Annotated in this window: 17 protein-coding genes; 12 read left to right on the forward strand and 5 right to left on the reverse strand. The window is 68.6% G+C overall.

Annotated features, from left to right (window positions below):
• Window positions 1–13 precede the first annotated feature (13 nt).
• Genes Q0568_RS07395 through lnt form a run of 9 tightly spaced genes read left to right on the forward strand, consistent with a single transcriptional unit; the run spans window position 14 to window position 9,696 of the window.
• On the forward strand, window positions 14–685 hold the full coding sequence (locus tag Q0568_RS07395; RefSeq protein WP_298865247.1) for an HAD family phosphatase: 672 nt from the start codon (window positions 14–16) through the stop codon (window positions 683–685).
• Entirely contained in the window at window positions 682–1,692 is a 1,011-nt protein-coding gene (locus Q0568_RS07400; RefSeq protein ID WP_298864662.1) for a tRNA (adenine-N1)-methyltransferase, read from the forward strand. Before Q0568_RS07395 ends, Q0568_RS07400 begins: the two co-directional genes overlap by 4 nt.
• Before the next feature lie 10 nt (window positions 1,693–1,702).
• Complete coding sequence (locus Q0568_RS07405) at window positions 1,703–2,608, forward strand: peptidylprolyl isomerase (RefSeq protein ID WP_298864665.1); 906 nt, start codon at window positions 1,703–1,705, stop codon at window positions 2,606–2,608.
• Window positions 2,609–2,661: 53 nt separating this feature from the next.
• Entirely contained in the window at window positions 2,662–3,600 is a 939-nt protein-coding gene (locus Q0568_RS07410) for a WYL domain-containing protein (protein WP_298865250.1), read from the forward strand.
• Complete coding sequence (locus tag Q0568_RS07415) at window positions 3,597–4,583, forward strand: YafY family protein (RefSeq protein ID WP_298864668.1); 987 nt, start codon at window positions 3,597–3,599, stop codon at window positions 4,581–4,583. The genes Q0568_RS07410 and Q0568_RS07415 overlap by 4 nt, the downstream gene beginning before the upstream one ends.
• A 30-nt stretch (window positions 4,584–4,613) precedes the next feature.
• Window positions 4,614–4,874, forward strand: a complete 261-nt coding sequence (locus Q0568_RS07420) for a twin-arginine translocase TatA/TatE family subunit (RefSeq protein ID WP_298864672.1) — start codon at window positions 4,614–4,616, stop codon at window positions 4,872–4,874.
• Window positions 4,875–4,928: 54 nt separating this feature from the next.
• Window positions 4,929–5,693, forward strand: a complete 765-nt coding sequence (tatC, locus tag Q0568_RS07425) for a twin-arginine translocase subunit TatC (protein ID WP_298864675.1) — start codon at window positions 4,929–4,931, stop codon at window positions 5,691–5,693.
• Entirely contained in the window at window positions 5,690–8,164 is a 2,475-nt protein-coding gene (locus tag Q0568_RS07430) for a DEAD/DEAH box helicase (protein ID WP_298864678.1), read from the forward strand. Before tatC ends, Q0568_RS07430 begins: the two co-directional genes overlap by 4 nt.
• On the forward strand, window positions 8,161–9,696 hold the full coding sequence (gene lnt, locus Q0568_RS07435) for an apolipoprotein N-acyltransferase (protein WP_298864683.1): 1,536 nt from the start codon (window positions 8,161–8,163) through the stop codon (window positions 9,694–9,696). The genes Q0568_RS07430 and lnt overlap by 4 nt, the downstream gene beginning before the upstream one ends.
• 1 nt (window position 9,697) lies before the next feature.
• Here lnt and Q0568_RS07440 read toward each other — a convergent pair whose 3' ends face one another.
• The 4 genes from Q0568_RS07440 to Q0568_RS07455 all read right to left on the reverse strand — a co-directional run bounded on the left by Q0568_RS07440 (window position 9,698) and on the right by Q0568_RS07455 (window position 12,358).
• Window positions 9,698–10,081, reverse strand: a complete 384-nt coding sequence (locus tag Q0568_RS07440) for an RNA polymerase-binding protein RbpA (protein WP_298864686.1) — start codon at window positions 10,079–10,081, stop codon at window positions 9,698–9,700.
• A gap of 116 nt (window positions 10,082–10,197) precedes the next feature.
• Window positions 10,198–10,962, reverse strand: a complete 765-nt coding sequence (locus Q0568_RS07445; RefSeq protein WP_298864689.1) for a glycerophosphodiester phosphodiesterase family protein — start codon at window positions 10,960–10,962, stop codon at window positions 10,198–10,200.
• Window positions 10,959–11,888, reverse strand: coding sequence for an SPFH domain-containing protein (locus Q0568_RS07450; protein WP_298864692.1), 930 nt, complete (start codon window positions 11,886–11,888; stop codon window positions 10,959–10,961). Before Q0568_RS07450 ends, Q0568_RS07445 begins: the two co-directional genes overlap by 4 nt.
• Window positions 11,889–11,896: 8 nt before the next feature.
• Window positions 11,897–12,358, reverse strand: coding sequence for an NfeD family protein (locus Q0568_RS07455; RefSeq protein WP_298864695.1), 462 nt, complete (start codon window positions 12,356–12,358; stop codon window positions 11,897–11,899).
• Between the two features lie 89 nt (window positions 12,359–12,447).
• On the opposite strand from Q0568_RS07455, the gene Q0568_RS07460 reads away from it, so the two are divergent.
• A complete protein-coding gene (locus Q0568_RS07460; RefSeq protein ID WP_298864698.1) occupies window positions 12,448–13,212 on the forward strand; it encodes an SDR family oxidoreductase in 765 nt (254 codons plus the stop codon).
• A gap of 64 nt (window positions 13,213–13,276) precedes the next feature.
• Here the strand turns inward: Q0568_RS07460 and Q0568_RS07465 are convergent, their stop codons facing one another.
• Window positions 13,277–13,864, reverse strand: a complete 588-nt coding sequence (locus tag Q0568_RS07465; RefSeq protein WP_298864701.1) for an HdeD family acid-resistance protein — start codon at window positions 13,862–13,864, stop codon at window positions 13,277–13,279.
• Window positions 13,865–13,931: 67 nt separating this feature from the next.
• Between Q0568_RS07465 and Q0568_RS07470 the strand changes: the two genes are divergently transcribed.
• A complete protein-coding gene (locus Q0568_RS07470) occupies window positions 13,932–14,375 on the forward strand; it encodes a helix-turn-helix transcriptional regulator (RefSeq protein ID WP_298864704.1) in 444 nt (147 codons plus the stop codon).
• A gap of 10 nt (window positions 14,376–14,385) precedes the next feature.
• A complete protein-coding gene (locus Q0568_RS07475; RefSeq protein WP_298864707.1) occupies window positions 14,386–14,796 on the forward strand; it encodes a VOC family protein in 411 nt (136 codons plus the stop codon).
• Window positions 14,797–14,828: the final 32 nt, after the last annotated feature.

The raw sequence follows: 14,828 nt of genomic DNA on the forward strand, positions 1-14,828 counted from the left end.
TGGTCGGGTGAGCATGAAGCCCAGCGCAGTCCTGTGGGACATGGACGGAACACTCGTCGACACCGAGCCGTACTGGATGCACGTGGAGACGCTGCTGGTGGAGTCGTACGGCGGGACCTGGACGCATGAGGACGCGCTGCAGCTGGTCGGCAACGGCCTGATCGACAGTGCGCTCGTGCTCCAGCGGTACGGCGTCGACATGGAGGCCCAGGCCATCGTGGACCACCTCACCGATGCCGTGGCCCACCGTCTGCGCACCGACGGGGTGCCCTTCCGCCCGGGTGCACGCGAACTGCTCGCGGACCTCCGCGCCGCCGGCATCCGCACTGCCCTGGTCACCATGTCCATGCGGCGGATGGCGATGGAGGTGGTGGATCTCATCGACTTCGCCGCGTTCGACCTCGTCGTCGCCGGCGACGACGTGGCGCGTCCGAAGCCGTTCCCGGACGCCTATCTGCGCGCGGCGGAGCTGCTGAGCGTCGACATCGCGGACGCCGTGGTGATCGAGGACTCGCCGACGGGCATCGCCGCCGGCCGCGCCGCCGGGGCGGTCGTCCTGGGCGTGCCCCACATCGTCTCGCTGGACGACGCCGATGCGCACGACCTGTGGCCGACTCTGGCGGGCCGCACGGCCACGGACATCATCGATCTGCATGCGCGCCTCGCGAAGGAGGTCACCCGATGACCGCCCAGCGACCCAGTGGACCGTTCCGCGTCGGCGACCGAGTGCAGCTGACCGATTCCAAGGGGCGGATGCACACCATCACGCTCCGCGACGGCGGCGAACTGCACACGCAGCACGGGGTTCTCAGGCACAGCGAGCTCGTCGGCAGTCCCGACGGCTCCGTCGTCGTGAACAGCCTCGGACACGACTACCTCGCGCTGCGGCCTCTGCTGCGCGACTTCGCCATGTCGATGCCGCGGGGAGCCGCGATCGTTTATCCCAAGGACTCCGCGCAGATCGTGATGCAGGCCGACGTCTTCCCCGGCGCGGTCGTCGTCGAGGCCGGTGTCGGGTCGGGAGCGCTCTCGCTCGCACTGCTGCGCGCGATCGGCCCGGACGGGCGCCTGACCTCTTTCGAGCGCCGGGAGGACTTCGCCGACGTGGCGAAGGCCAACGTGGAGACCTTCTTCGGCGAAGTCCCCGACAGCTGGAACGTGGTGGTGGGCGATCTCGCAGAGCAGCTGCCCGCGCAGTTCGAGCCCGGTACCGTCGACAGAGCGGTGCTGGACATGCTGGCACCCTGGGAGTGTCTGGACGTCGTGGCCGATGCGCTCACCGCGGGCGGCGTGGTGATCTGCTATGTCGCGACGGCCACCCAGCTCTCGCGCGTCGCGGAGTACCTGCGTGCGACGGGTCTGTTCACTGAGCCGGACGCGTCCGAGACGATGGTGCGCGGCTGGCACGTCGAGGGCCTGGCCGTGCGGCCGGATCACCGGATGGTCGCGCACACCGGTTTCCTCATCACCGCGCGCCGACTGGCGCCCGGTGCGGTGCCTCCCGAGGTGCGCCGCCGCGCGTCCAAGACCAGTTACACGGATGCCGACGTCGAGCTGTGGACCCCCGGAGCGGTCGGCGATCGCGAGATCACGGACAAGAACCTGCGCAAGCGGGTGCGAGACGCGCAGAAGGCCGCCGCCGGTGCCCGGGAAGCGGCCACGTCGCGCGAGGGGGACGCGGCATCGGAATAGACTGGGGCGCGTGCGTAAAACGACCGCAGCCATCTCGGCCCTCGCCCTGTCCGCCATCGCCCTGACCGGGTGCTCCACCGCGCCGGGGTCCAGTGCGGGATGCGAGCGCGGCGACTCGGCGCTGCTGACGAATGCGATGAAGGTCACCGGTGATCTGGGCGCGGCGAAGGTCTCGCTCACCACGCCGGTGCGCACCTCGAAGATCCTCTCGGACGACCTCATCACGGGTCACGGGCTGGCCGTCACCGAATCCGAGCAGAATGCGGTCGGAACGATCACGTTCCTCAACGGCGCCACCGGCCAGGTGCTGCAGAACGGCGCCGGAGTCTGGTCGCCGAAGAACCTCGACCAGCAGTTCGCGGGCCTCGGCGACGCCCTCCAGTGCGCGACCCAGGGCAGCCGCATCGCCTTCGCCGTTCCCGCCAAGAGCCTCCCGCAGGGCCTCGCCGATCAGGTGGGCATGAGCGGTGACGACAGCCTGGTCGGCATCATCGATCTGCAGGAGGTCCTGCTGCCCAAGGCCACCGGCACTGACGTGTTCAACGATGCCCAGGGGCTGCCCAGCGTCGTGCGGGCGCCGGGCGGACAGCCCGGCATCATCATCCCCGACGGCGCGGCTCCGACCAAGACCGTCACGCAGACGCTGATCAGGGGCGAGGGCGCGAAGGTCGGCGACGGTCTCGCGATGTTCCAGTACACGTCGGTCGGCTGGGCCGATCGCAAGGAGATCGACTCGTCCTGGACGAAGGGCGTGGTGACCGACACGACGACGCTCCCCAAGGAGGTCATGGCCCAGGTGCAGAAGGCCACCGTCGGATCGCAGCTGATGGTCGTCGTCCCCGGCAAGTCCGGCGATGCGACGGTCTACGTGGTCGACGTGCTCGGCATCGTTCCCCCGGAGTTGACGGGCAAGTGACGCCGGCACAGATCCCCGCGGAGGAGCGCCTGACGAATCTCGTCGTGGCGCTGATGGCCACGGAGATCGGCCTGACCAAGCAGCAGATCCTCGACAACGTCTCCGGCTACCGTCAGCGGATCGAGGCGGGTGCCAAGCCCGACTCGCTGGAGAAGATGTTCGAGCGCGACAAGGACGAGCTGCGCGCGCTCGGGATGCCGGTGGAGACCATCGGGGATCCGCTCGACCCGCAGGATCTGCGCGAGGCGCGCTACCGCATCCCGCAGACGGAGTACGACCTGCCGGCGGACATCGAGTTCTCGGATGCGGAGCTCGCCGTGCTGCGCCTGGCGGGCAGCGTGTGGAGCAGCGAATCCGTGTCGGCGGACGCGCAGTCGGGGGTGCGCAAGATCCGCGCACTGGGCATCGACGGCGACGAGCCGATCATCGGCTTCGCGCCGCGGATCGCCGTCCGCGACGCGGCGTTCCCCGCCCTGCAGGAGGGCATCGAGCGCAACCGTGTGGTCGTGTTCGAATACCTCAAGCCCGGCGAGGACGCACCGACCCGCCGCCGCGTGCGCCCGCTCGCGCAGGTCGAGTACGAGGCACGGTGGCATCTGTTCGGCATCGACCTGGATGCCGACGGCGAGCGCACCTTCCTGCTCAGCCGGATCGTCGGAGACGTGAAGGTGACGGGTCAGACGTTCGACTCCGCGCTGCGCGACGGCGCGGCCGAGCGCGCCCTGGCCGGGCTCGCAGCGGTCGCCGCATCGCAGCATGCGCTGCTGGAGATCACTCCCGGTACCGAGGCCGCGCTGCGGCTGAGCAGGCGCGGCGCGCCGGCCGTGCAGGGGATCCTCGTGCCCTACGTCGACAAGCACATCTTCGCCGACGAGCTCGCCACCTACGGTCCGGAGGTGCGGGTGGTCGAGCCCGCCGACCTGCGGCATGCCGTGATCGAGCGGCTGCGGGCCATCGTCGCCGCGCACGGGGGAGGGGTCGAGGCATCATGAGCTCCGCACCGCTGCTGGCGGCGGACCGCGTCCGCCTCTACCTCACGCTCGTGCCCTACCTGCTCGAGCGCGGCCAGGTCACTCTCGAAGAGGCGGCCGCCGAGTTCGGAGTGACCACTGCGCAGATGCGCGCGATGGTGGAGAAGCTCACGGTGATCGGTCTGCCCGGCGACTCCGGCTACTGGCAGCTGCCCCAGGAGATGTTCGACATCGACTGGGATCTGCTCGAACAACACGGTGTGATCGAGATCACCAACGATGTCGCGTTGCGCCGGGTGCCGCGGTTCACCGCGCGCGAGGCCGCTGCCCTGCTGGCGGGGCTGCAGCTGGTGGCTGCCGTGCCGGCTGTGGCCGATTCGGGCCTCGTGCACGGGCTGATGGCCAAGCTGTCGCGAGGATCTTCGGATGCCCCGCTTGACCTGCTGGTCGCGCCCGTCGACGTCACCGAGGTGCAGCAGGTCGTCTCGCGCGCCCTGCACGACGGCGTGGCGGTCGCGTTCCGCTATCAGGCGCCGGATGCCGCACCCACGACGCGGACCGTGGACCCACGTCAGATCCTGATGGCAGACGGGCAGTGGTACCTGCAGGGGTGGTGCCACCTCCGGCAGGCCATGCGCACCTTCCACCTCGACCGGGTCAGCGAGGCTCGCCTGACGGAGATCCCGATCACGCACGGCGACGCACCTGTCTCCGCTTCCTTCGGGGGAGCGACGGATGTCGGTCACGTGACGGTGCGGCTGCCCGAGCGCCTGCTGTCGCTGCTGGGCGCGTTCCCGCACGAGGAGATCGATCGGGCGGATGGGGTGGTCACGGTTCGTCTGAGCATGGCGGACCCCCGGGGCATCAAGCGGATCGCCGGCCGGTTCGGGGGTGCGCTCGAGGTGCTGGAGCCGTCGGTGGCGCACGTCGCCACGCGTGACTGGGCATCCGCCGCGCTCGACCTGTACAACGTCCCCGAGTCCCGTTCTGCACGGGTAGACTGAACCAACCCAGACCCACTAGAGGAGAACTCCATGGGCAATCTTTTCGCAGGGCCGCACCTGTGGATCATCCTGATCATCATCCTGCTGCTGTTCGGCGCGGCGAAGCTGCCTGCTCTGGCGAAGAGTCTCGGACAGTCCGCCCGCGTGTTCAAGGGCGAGATGAAGGCGATGAAGGAAGACGGTGCGGCCGAGACGCCCGCCGACGGCTCGGCATCGACGCAGACCGGCACCGCAGCATCCTCCGCGCCTGAGCGTCCTGCCGACCAGGACACGCCACCTCGCGCCTCGTAGGCCGTGACGGAACTGAGCGTCGACGCGCCTTCCGAGGGAAGCCACGATCGGCGGATGTCGCTCGGTGAGCACCTTCGTGAGGCTCGTCGGCGCCTGATCATCGCGGTGATCGGTTTCGTCATCGGCATGGTCATCGCGGCCATCGTCACCACGCCGGTGATCAATTTCCTCACGGAGCCGATCAACGCCATCAACGCGCAGCGCGGAGCGCACTTCGCGGAACTGGTCTTCGCCAAGATCTCCTCGGGTTTCAATCTGCGCCTGCGCATGGCGATGTCCATCGGCCTGCTGCTGTCCGCACCGGTGTGGCTGTGGCAGATCTGGGCGTTCATCATGCCCGGGCTCACGAAGAAGGAGATCAAGTACACGATCGGGTTCGTGTGCGCGGCCATCCCGCTGTTCTTCGCCGGCGGCTACGTCGCCGTCCTCGTCGCACCTCACGTCATCGAGGTCATGAGCAACTTCGTCCCGGATGTCGGCAAGAACTTCCTCGACTCCGACTACTACTACGACTTCATCCTCAAGTTCGTGCTGGTCATCGGGATATCCTTCGTGCTGCCGGTCTTCATGGTGGCTCTGAACCTCGCGGGGATCATGACCGGCAAGGCCATGGTCAAGGGCTGGCGCGTCGCGGTCCTCGTCGCCGCGCTGTTCGCCGCGATCGCCACGCCGGCCGCCGACATCGGCTCGATGTTCCTGCTGGGCGGCATCCTCATCGTGCTGTACTTCGCCGCGGCGTTCCTGTCGCTGTTCTTCGATCGTCGCAAGCGCAAGCGACAGGTCTCCGAAGGCCTCGACCCCGACGCAGACGCCGTATGAGCTCGCCGTCCGACCGCTACGCGGCCGCGCAACTGGCATCGCAGCATCCGCAGACCACAGCCTTCGCCGCGGCCCAGCGCTTCGAACTGGATCCGTTCCAGGTGGAGGCGTGCCAGGCTCTGGAACGCGGTCGAAGCGTGCTGGTGGCCGCTCCCACCGGCGCGGGCAAGACCATCGTGGGCGAGTTCGCCATCCACCTCGCCATGCAGACGGCGAACGACAAGGCGTTCTACACGACGCCCATGAAGGCGCTGTCGAACCAGAAGTTCCGCGAGCTGGTCGACGTCTACGGCGCGGACGAGGTCGGCCTGCTCACCGGTGACACCAACATCAACGGCAATGCCCGCATCGTGGTGATGACCACCGAGGTGCTGCGCAACATGCTGTACGCCGGGTCGGACGCGCTCCGCGGCCTGCGCTACGTCGTCATGGACGAGGTCCACTATCTGGCCGACCGCTTCCGCGGTGCGGTGTGGGAGGAGGTCATCCTGCATCTCGCGCAGGATGTGCGCCTCATCTCGCTGAGCGCCACGGTCTCCAACGCCGAGGAGTTCGGCGACTGGCTGGACACCGTGCGCGGGGACACCGACGTGATCGTGTCGGAGATCCGCCCGGTGCCGCTGGAGCAGCACGTGCTCGTGCGCGACGACCTGCTGCCGCTGTTCGACGACCGTGCCGGCTTCGCCACCGCGCAGGTCAACCAGGAGCTGTTCCGCATCCGCTCGGCCGGCGGGCCTCGCTATGAGAGCAACCGCCGTGCGCAGGAGTACCGCGGCAGCCGGCATGCCGGCAGGGAGGCCAAGCGGCCGCCGCGCGGTGGGAGGCGCCCGGTGCGCAACGGCAACATGCACCGCATCGAGCGGATGGACCGCGCCGAGGTCGTGCGACTGCTGGAGCGCTCCAGCCTGCTCCCGGCCATCTTCTTCATCTTCAGCCGTGTGGGCTGCGACGCCGCGGTGCAGCAGATCCGGCGCGCCGGCATCCGACTCACCACGCACGAGGAGCGGACCGAGATCCGCGAGATCGTGAACGACCGCACCCGCTCGCTGCAGGACGAGGATCTCGATGTCCTGGGCTTCTGGGAGTGGCGCGACAACCTCGAACGCGGTGTCGCCGCGCACCATGCGGGTCTTCTGCCGGCGTTCAAGGAGGTGGTCGAGGAGCTCTTCCAGCGCAAGCTGGTGAAGGCGGTCTTCGCCACCGAGACGCTGGCGCTGGGCATCAACATGCCCGCCCGCACCGTGGTGCTGGAGAAGATGGAGAAGTTCAACGGCGAAGCGCGCGTGGCCATCACCTCCGGCGAGTACACGCAGCTCACCGGGCGTGCCGGCCGCCGCGGCATCGACGTCGAGGGGCACGCCGTCGTGCAGTGGACCCAGGGCATGGACCCGCAGGCCGTCGCAGCCCTGGCATCCCGCCGCACCTACCCGCTGAACTCCAGCTTCCGCCCCACGTACAACATGGCGGTCAACCTCATCGACCGCTTCGGGCGCGCGCGTGCGCGCGAGATCCTGGAATCGTCCTTCGCGCAGTTCCAGGCCGACCGGGCCGTCGTGGGGCTCGCCCGCAAGGTCAAGGATGCCGAGGGGTCGCTGGCGGGCTATGAGAAGGCCATGACCTGCGAGCACGGCGACTTCATGGAGTACGCCGCCATCCGGCGAGAGCTCAGCGACCTCGAGAAGAAGAACCGGCGGGATGCCGCGGGCCCGCGCGCGGCGCGCGACAAGCGGATGAAGAAGATCCAGTCGCTGCGCACGCGCATGCAACGGCATCCCTGCCACGGATGCCCGGATCGCGAAGCGCACGCTCGCTGGGCGGAGCGCTATTTCAGCCTGAAGCGCGACACCGACCGCATCCGCCGTCAGATCGAGAACCGCACCGGTTCGGTCGCGCGGACCTTCGACCGTGTGATCGACGTGCTGCGCACGGTCGAGTACCTCGAGGGCGACGGTGACCGGGTCGTGCTGACCGAGGCGGGCAGCACCATGAAGCGCATCTACGGCGAGCGGGACCTGCTGGTGGCCGAGTCCCTGCGACTCGGACTGTGGCGCAATCTGGATGCTCCCTCGCTGGCGGCCATGGCGTGCTGCCTGGTCTACGAGCCGCGGCGCGACGAGCAGAACGCGGGGGAGCGGGGGCTGCCCCGCGGCGCGTTCCGGATCGCCTACGACGCCACGACGAAACTGTGGGCCGACCTCGACGACCTCGAGCACGACTACTCCCTGCCCCGTACCGAGCCGCTGGCTCCGGGCCTTGCCGCCGCGATGCACGCCTGGGCGAGAGGCGGCTCTCTGGATCGCGTGCTCATCGATGCCGACATGGCCGCAGGCGACTTCGTGCGCTGGGCCAAGCAGACCATCGACCTGCTGGACCAGCTGTCGATCGTCGCCGAGGACGGCGAGCTCGCACGCACCGCGCGACGGGCGCTCGACGGCGTGCGACGCGGCATCGTCGCCTACGCGGGGGTGTGAGCGCCGTGGGGAAGAAGCACTCACCGGCATCGGTGCGCCCGCCGGTGCCGCTGTGGATCGCCGTCTGGATGTCCGCCGTGGCCGGTCTCCTGATGAGCCTCGCCTTCCCCTCGTTCGGGATCTGGCCGCTGGCGCTGGTCGCGATCGCCATGATGCTGGTCTGCCTGGACGGTCGGCGCGTGTGGTCGGCGCTGTTGGTGGGCAGCGTGTACGGCATCGCCTTCTTCTCGCTGCTGGTGTCGTGGACGGCCCGTTACCTCGGCCCTGTGCCCTGGATCGCCCTGACGGTCGTGGAGGGCGTGCTGACCGGGGTGGCACTGCTGCTGGTGTCCCTGGCGCACCGCTGGGTTCCGCGCGCCTGGCCTCGCGCGAGGCCGGTGCTGCTGCCGGTGGTCGTGGCGGCGCTGTGGACCGTGCACGAGCTGTTCCTCGGCAACTGGCCGTACGGCGGGTTCCCCTGGGCTCGGCTGGGCATGACGCAGGCCGACGGGCCGTTCGCGCAGGTGTCGTCATGGATCGGCGTCAGCGGGCTGAGCTTCCTGCTGGTGCTCGTGGTAGCGCTGCTGGCGGAGGCCGTGCGGCTGCGATTCTGGCGTCGTCCTGCGGTGTTGGTGCTCCCGGTGGTCACCGCGCTGGTGCTGCTCCTGCTGCCGCAGTTCCCGACGACGCATTCCGGCAGCATGCGCATCGCGGCCGTGCAGGGCAATGGACCCACCGGTTACTTCGACACCCGCGAGCAGTACAGCGTGATCGACGCACAGCTGAAGGCCACCGAACCGCTGGAGGGCGAGAAGGCCGACCTGGTCGTCTGGCCGGAGGGCGGTGTCGACTACGATCCGTTCCAGGATGCGTTGACGGCCCGCCGCCTGACCCGGGTGGTCTCCTGGCTGGATGCCCCGCTGCTGGCCAACACCGCCACAGAACGCGGGAAGGACATCTTCAACACCTCGTTCCTGTGGACGGACGAGGGCACGGCCACGCAGCTCAGCGACAAGCGGCATCCGGTGCCGTTCGGCGAGTACGTGCCCGACCGCGCGTTCTTCAATGCCCTGGCACCCGATCTGATCGGGCTGATCGGCAGGGAGTACACGCCTGGTACCAATCCGCCCTACGTGAAGGTCGGCGACGTGGGGGTGGGGCTCGCGATCTGCTTCGACGTGATCTACGACGAGGTCATCCGCGAAGGCATCCAGGACGGCGCGCAGGTGCTGGTGTTCCAGACCAACAACGCCGACTTCCGCGGCACCGACGAGAACCTGCAGCAGCTGGCGTTCGCGCGGATGCGTGCGATCGAGACCGGGCGCAGCGTCGTGAACATCTCCACGGTGGGCACCAGCCAGATCATGCGGCCGGACGGCAGCACGACAGCGACGCTGAACGCAGATGAGGCCGGAGCGCTGCTCGAGGATGTCGAACTGCGTTCCGGCCTCACGGCTGGTGTGCTGCTGGGGCCGTGGATCCAGCTGGCGCTGGTGGTCTTCGGCCTCGGAGCACTGGTCGCCGCCGGCGCGATGGCGCGGCGGCGACGCTGAATCAGGCCCCGATGCGCTCCCGCGTCGGGTCGTCGCCCGCACCGCGGCGCGCGCGGATGAAGGCGAGTCGATCCTCGAGAAGCTCCTCGAGCTCCTTGATCGTGCGGCGCTCCAGGAGCATGTCCCAGTGCGTGCGAGCCGCCTTCCCATCGGTCTCCTCGAGCTTCACGGAAGCTCCGTCGACCTGCAGCACGGCCTCGGCGCCGCAGCTGCGGCACTCCCAGGTCTGCGGCGGCTCCGCCTCGGCGGAGAACATCAGCGTGGTCTCGTGGCCGCACGTCTCGCACTTGTAGGTGGTGGCGCGGCGCTCCATGAACACGACGCCCTCTTCACTCTGAAGGCTCTGGGCACCCAACCGGATGCCGCGAAGGCTGCGATCTGCCATTGTGTGGTCCTCTCGTCGCTGTCAGGTATAACGGTCGCGCCTGTGCGCTTCATCCACAGTCCCGGCATCCCGGCGGAACTCACAGGGGAATCCCAGGGCGTTCCGGCGCTGCGATCTCAGAGCACGGCGAGCGCGAGGTCGGCCCGGTCGGTGACGATCCCGTCGACACCTGCGGCGACGAGCCGAGCCATGTCGTCGGGGTCGTTGACGGTCCACACATGCACCTCGGTGCCGCACTCATGCGCTGCGCGGATCAGCGCGGGCGTGACGATCCGGATGCCGCGATGCCGCTCGGGGATCTGCACGGCGTCGATGCCGGCGAGTACGCGCGCGGGGGAGAGGCGCAGCGCCGACAGCGCTCTCAGCCGGAGGATGATCGCGCTTCCCCCGGAGGTGGCGGGACGGATGCTCGCGCCGGCCCGCATGACGGATGCCAGTGCCGCTCGTCGATTCGACTCCGAGAAGCTCGTGAGCAGCACGCGGTGCGCGTGCGGGGCGATCATCGCGCCGACGGGCACGGCGGCGGCCGCGGTCTTCACGTCGATGTTGAAGCGGGTGTCGGGGAAGGCATCCAGGGCCTCTGTGACGGTCATCAGGCCGCCGTGCTCGGCGAACAGCGCGGTCAGTTCGCGTGTGCTCACCTCCGAGACGGCACGCGGGTCGCCGGTGAGCCGCTCGAGCGTGGAGTCGTGGAACAGCACCACGTCGCCGTCGGCCGTGACCTGGCAGTCGGATTCGATGTACTCGGCACCCGCGGCGTGCGCGGCGGCGAATGCTCCGGCGGTGTTCTCCCACAGCGACGAGTCCTCGCCGGCCGCGGTCAATCCGCGGTGGGCGAGGACTCGAGGGTGCCGGGCGCCGGCGAGGTACGGGTGCGTCACGCGCCGGGCTGCGAGCCGTCGGTCCCGTTGCCGGGACGCGGCATGAAGCCCGCTCCGATGGTCTTCAGCGCCTCGGTGAGCTCGCTGGGGATGATCCACAGCTTGCTGGATGCGCTCTCGCTGATCTTCGGAAGGATCTGCAGGTACTGGTAGGCCAGCAGCTTGTCATCCGGACGGCCTTCGTGAATCGACGCGAACACGTTCTGGATGGCCTCCGCCTCACCCTGCGCGCGCAGGACCGCGGCCTGCTTGTCACCCTCGGCCATGAGGATGGCCGCCTGCCGCTGACCCTCGGCCTCGAGGATCTGCGACTGCTTGGAGCCCTCGGCGGTCAGGATCGCGGCGCGGCGATCGCGCTCCGCGCGCATCTGCTTCTCCATGGAGTCCTGGATGGACACCGGCGGGTCGATGGCCTTCAGCTCCACGCGCGAGACGCGGATGCCCCACTTGCCGGTGGCCTCGTCGAGGACCACGCGCAGTTGGCCGTTGATCTCGTCGCGGCTGGTCAGCGCCTCTTCGAGGTTCAGACCGCCGACCACGTTGCGCAGGGTCGTGGTCGTGAGCTGCTCGACGGCACCCAGGTAGTTCGCGATCTCATAGGTCGCGGCCCTGGCATCCGTCACCTGGAAGTAGACGACCGTGTCGATCGAGACGACGAGGTTGTCCTCGGTGATCACCGGCTGCGGCGGGAACGAGACGACCTGCTCGCGCATGTCGATGAGCGGTCGCAGGCGGTCGATGAACGGCACCAGCAGGTTCAGTCCGGGCTCGAGGGTCTTGTGATAGCGCCCGAGGCGCTCGACGATCCCCGCGGTGGCCTGCGGGATGATCCGGATGGACCGGGCGATCGTGACCAGCACGAAGATGATGACCGCGATCGCGAGGATCCATGCGATCGCGCTGGGAATGAACGAGGAGTCGCTCATCAGTGCTCCTATTCGGTGACGGGGCGGACGATGGCGGTGGCGCCGCTGATCTCCGAGACGGCCACGCGGCTGCCCTGGATGATCGGCGTGCCGTCGAGACTGCGTGCGGTCCAGGTGTCGCCGTTGCTGAGCTTGACCTGGCCGGAGACCTTGGTGACGTCCTGGATCGCGGTGCCGCGCAGGTCGATGAGTGCGGCGACGTTGGAGGGGGTGGGATCCTCGCCGCGCCGCAGCCTGTGCAGCAGCGGCGGTCGCAGGAAGAAGATGAACAGTGCGGCTGCGGCGGCGGCGATGATGACCTGGGCCCAGACGGGCAGGCCCACCAGGTCGGACACCAGGCCCAGCACGCTGCCGAAGGACAGCATCAGGAAGGTGAAGTCCAGGGTCATCATCTCGATGACCAGGAACAGGGCGATCAGGACCAGCCAGCCGATCCAGGCCCACTGCTCGATACCCGCGATGAAGTCCATGCGCCCTCCTGCGGTCAACCTATCACGCAGGTTATAGGGTTGGGAGGTCGCCGTACGGGCGATTTCCCGCGCATCACGAGGAGTCAGAAATGACCCAGGTCCTTCCGGCCGGATCCCTCGACGGCAAGGTGGCGCTCGTCACCGGATCGTCCCGTGGCATCGGCGCCGACACCGTCCGCTACTTCGCCGAGGCCGGCGCGGACGTCGTCATCAACTACCGCAATAAGGCATCCCGCGCAGAGAAGCTCGCGGCGCAGCTGCGCGAGCTGGGCCGGCGCGTGCTGGTCGTGGGTGCGGACCTCACCGACCCGGAGTCCGTCGACGGGATGTTCGCGCAGGTGCGCGAGGAGTTCGGCCGCCTGGACATCCTGGTTCTGAACGCCTCCGGAGGCATGGAGTCCGGCATGGCCGAGGACTACGCGCTGAAGCTCAACCGCGATGCGCAGGTCGGCGTGCTGCGGGCCGCCGAGCCGCTGCTGGGCGACGGATCGCGCGTGGTGTTCGTCACCAGCCACCAGGCGCATTTCATCCGCACCACGCCCACCATGCCGGAGTACGAGCCGGTGGCGCGCTCCAAGCGGGCCGGCGAGGACGCCCTGCGCGAACTCATCCCCGGCCTCGCCGAGAAGGGCATCGGGTTCACGGTGGTCTCCGGCGACATGATCGAGGGCACGATCACGGCCACACTGCTGAACCGGTTGAACCCCGAGGCCATCGCCGAGCGCCGTGAGTCGGCCGGCAAGCTGTACAACGTCGCGGAGTTCGCCGCGGAGATCGCGCAGGCGGCGCTGGACCCGGTTCCCGCGGACAACACCAGGCTCGTGGGGGACACCTCGGACTTCGCCGCCGAGTAGTCCCACTGTCGCGCACGAAGTCCCCGTCCGCTGGACGGGGACTTCGTGCGTGCGGATGCTGTGCTCAGCCGGCCTGGACCGCATCGGCCAGAGCTGCGGCATCCTTCTTGAGAGTGATCGCGCGGACGATCTGCAGGATGCCGAGCACGACCAGCGAGATGCCGAGGACCGTCCACAGCACTGCGGCGAGGAACAGCGGAGCGAACAGCACCAGGACTCCGGCGATGAGGCTGAGGATGGCGTAGACCACCGTCAGGCCCTTGGACTTCGAAACGCTGAGAAGGCTCAGCGACACGACGCCGTCGACGATCCAGGAGATGCCGATGAAGATGCCGACGATCAGCGCGAGCGAGACGGTGGTCGCCGCGAGGTTCGAGAACGCGATGACGCCGGCGACGATGTACAGCAGGCCCAGCAGCGCATGGCCGAGGCGGGACCAGCCGGTCTTCTCCTTGGAGAAGACGGAGAGCGCGAGGTACACGAGGCCGCCGATGATGAGATAGCTCGCGAAGATCGCCGTCACGATGAAGGCGGACTTGATCGGCCATACCAGCAGCACGATCCCGGCGATGAGGGTGATGACGCCCGAGACGGCGAGCGTGGTGCGGACAGCGGAGAAGAAGCCCCTCTCCTCGGATGACACGTCAGACATGAGATCTCCCGTTCTGAGCATTACCTGTGGGCACTGCCGTCATGCTAACTCGTGCAACCATCGACAGGTGGATCAGAACCAGACGCACGCCGAGGAGCGCCTCGGTGAGCTCGTCACCCTGCGCCGCGTTCGCGACCGCATCGACCGCGACTACGCGCAGCCGTTGGATGTCGAGGCACTGGCGCGCGGAGCGCATATGTCGGCGGGGCATCTGAGCCGGCGGTTCAAGCAGGTCTTCGGGGAGTCGCCTTACTCCTATCTCATGACTCGGCGCATCGAGCGCGCGATGGCGCTGCTGCGCCGGGGCGACCTGTCCGTCACCGATGTGTGCTTCCAGGTGGGGTTCTCGTCGCTGGGCACGTTCAGCACGCGATTCGCCGAGCTCGTGGGGATGCCGCCGAGCGCGTACCGTGCCGACCACGGTCACGGTCCCGGCATCCCGACCTTCCTGGAGAAGCAGGCGCTGAGACCGATCAGGAATCGAGAAGCGCGCCCGGATGCCGATCAGTAGCGTCAATGGCATGAACATCACCATCCACGCCAGCTTCATTCCGCACCTGGATGCCGAGGCGTCCGCCGTCTTCTACCGCGACGTCCTGGGCTTCGAGATCCGCATGGACGTCGGAGGCGGGCGGATGCGCTGGATCACTGTCGGGCCCGAGGGGCAGCCCGACACCGCCATCGTGCTCACCCCGCCTGCGGTGGATCCCGGCATCAGCGAGGACGAGCGCGCCACCATCCTCGAGCTGATGGCCAAGGGCAGCTTCGGCGGCATCGTGCTGTCCACCCCCGACGTCGACGCGGCCTTCGCGGAGATCGAGGGGAGGGGAGCGGATGTCGTGCAGGAGCCGATCGATCAGCCCTACGGCATCCGGGACTGCGCCTTCCGCGATCCGGCAGGCAATATGATCCGACTGCAGCAGATCGCCTGACCGACCGCACCGCCTGACCGACCGCACCGCCT

It is taken from the genome of uncultured Microbacterium sp., from assembly GCF_937927635.1.
Taxonomy (GTDB): domain Bacteria; phylum Actinomycetota; class Actinomycetes; order Actinomycetales; family Microbacteriaceae; genus Microbacterium.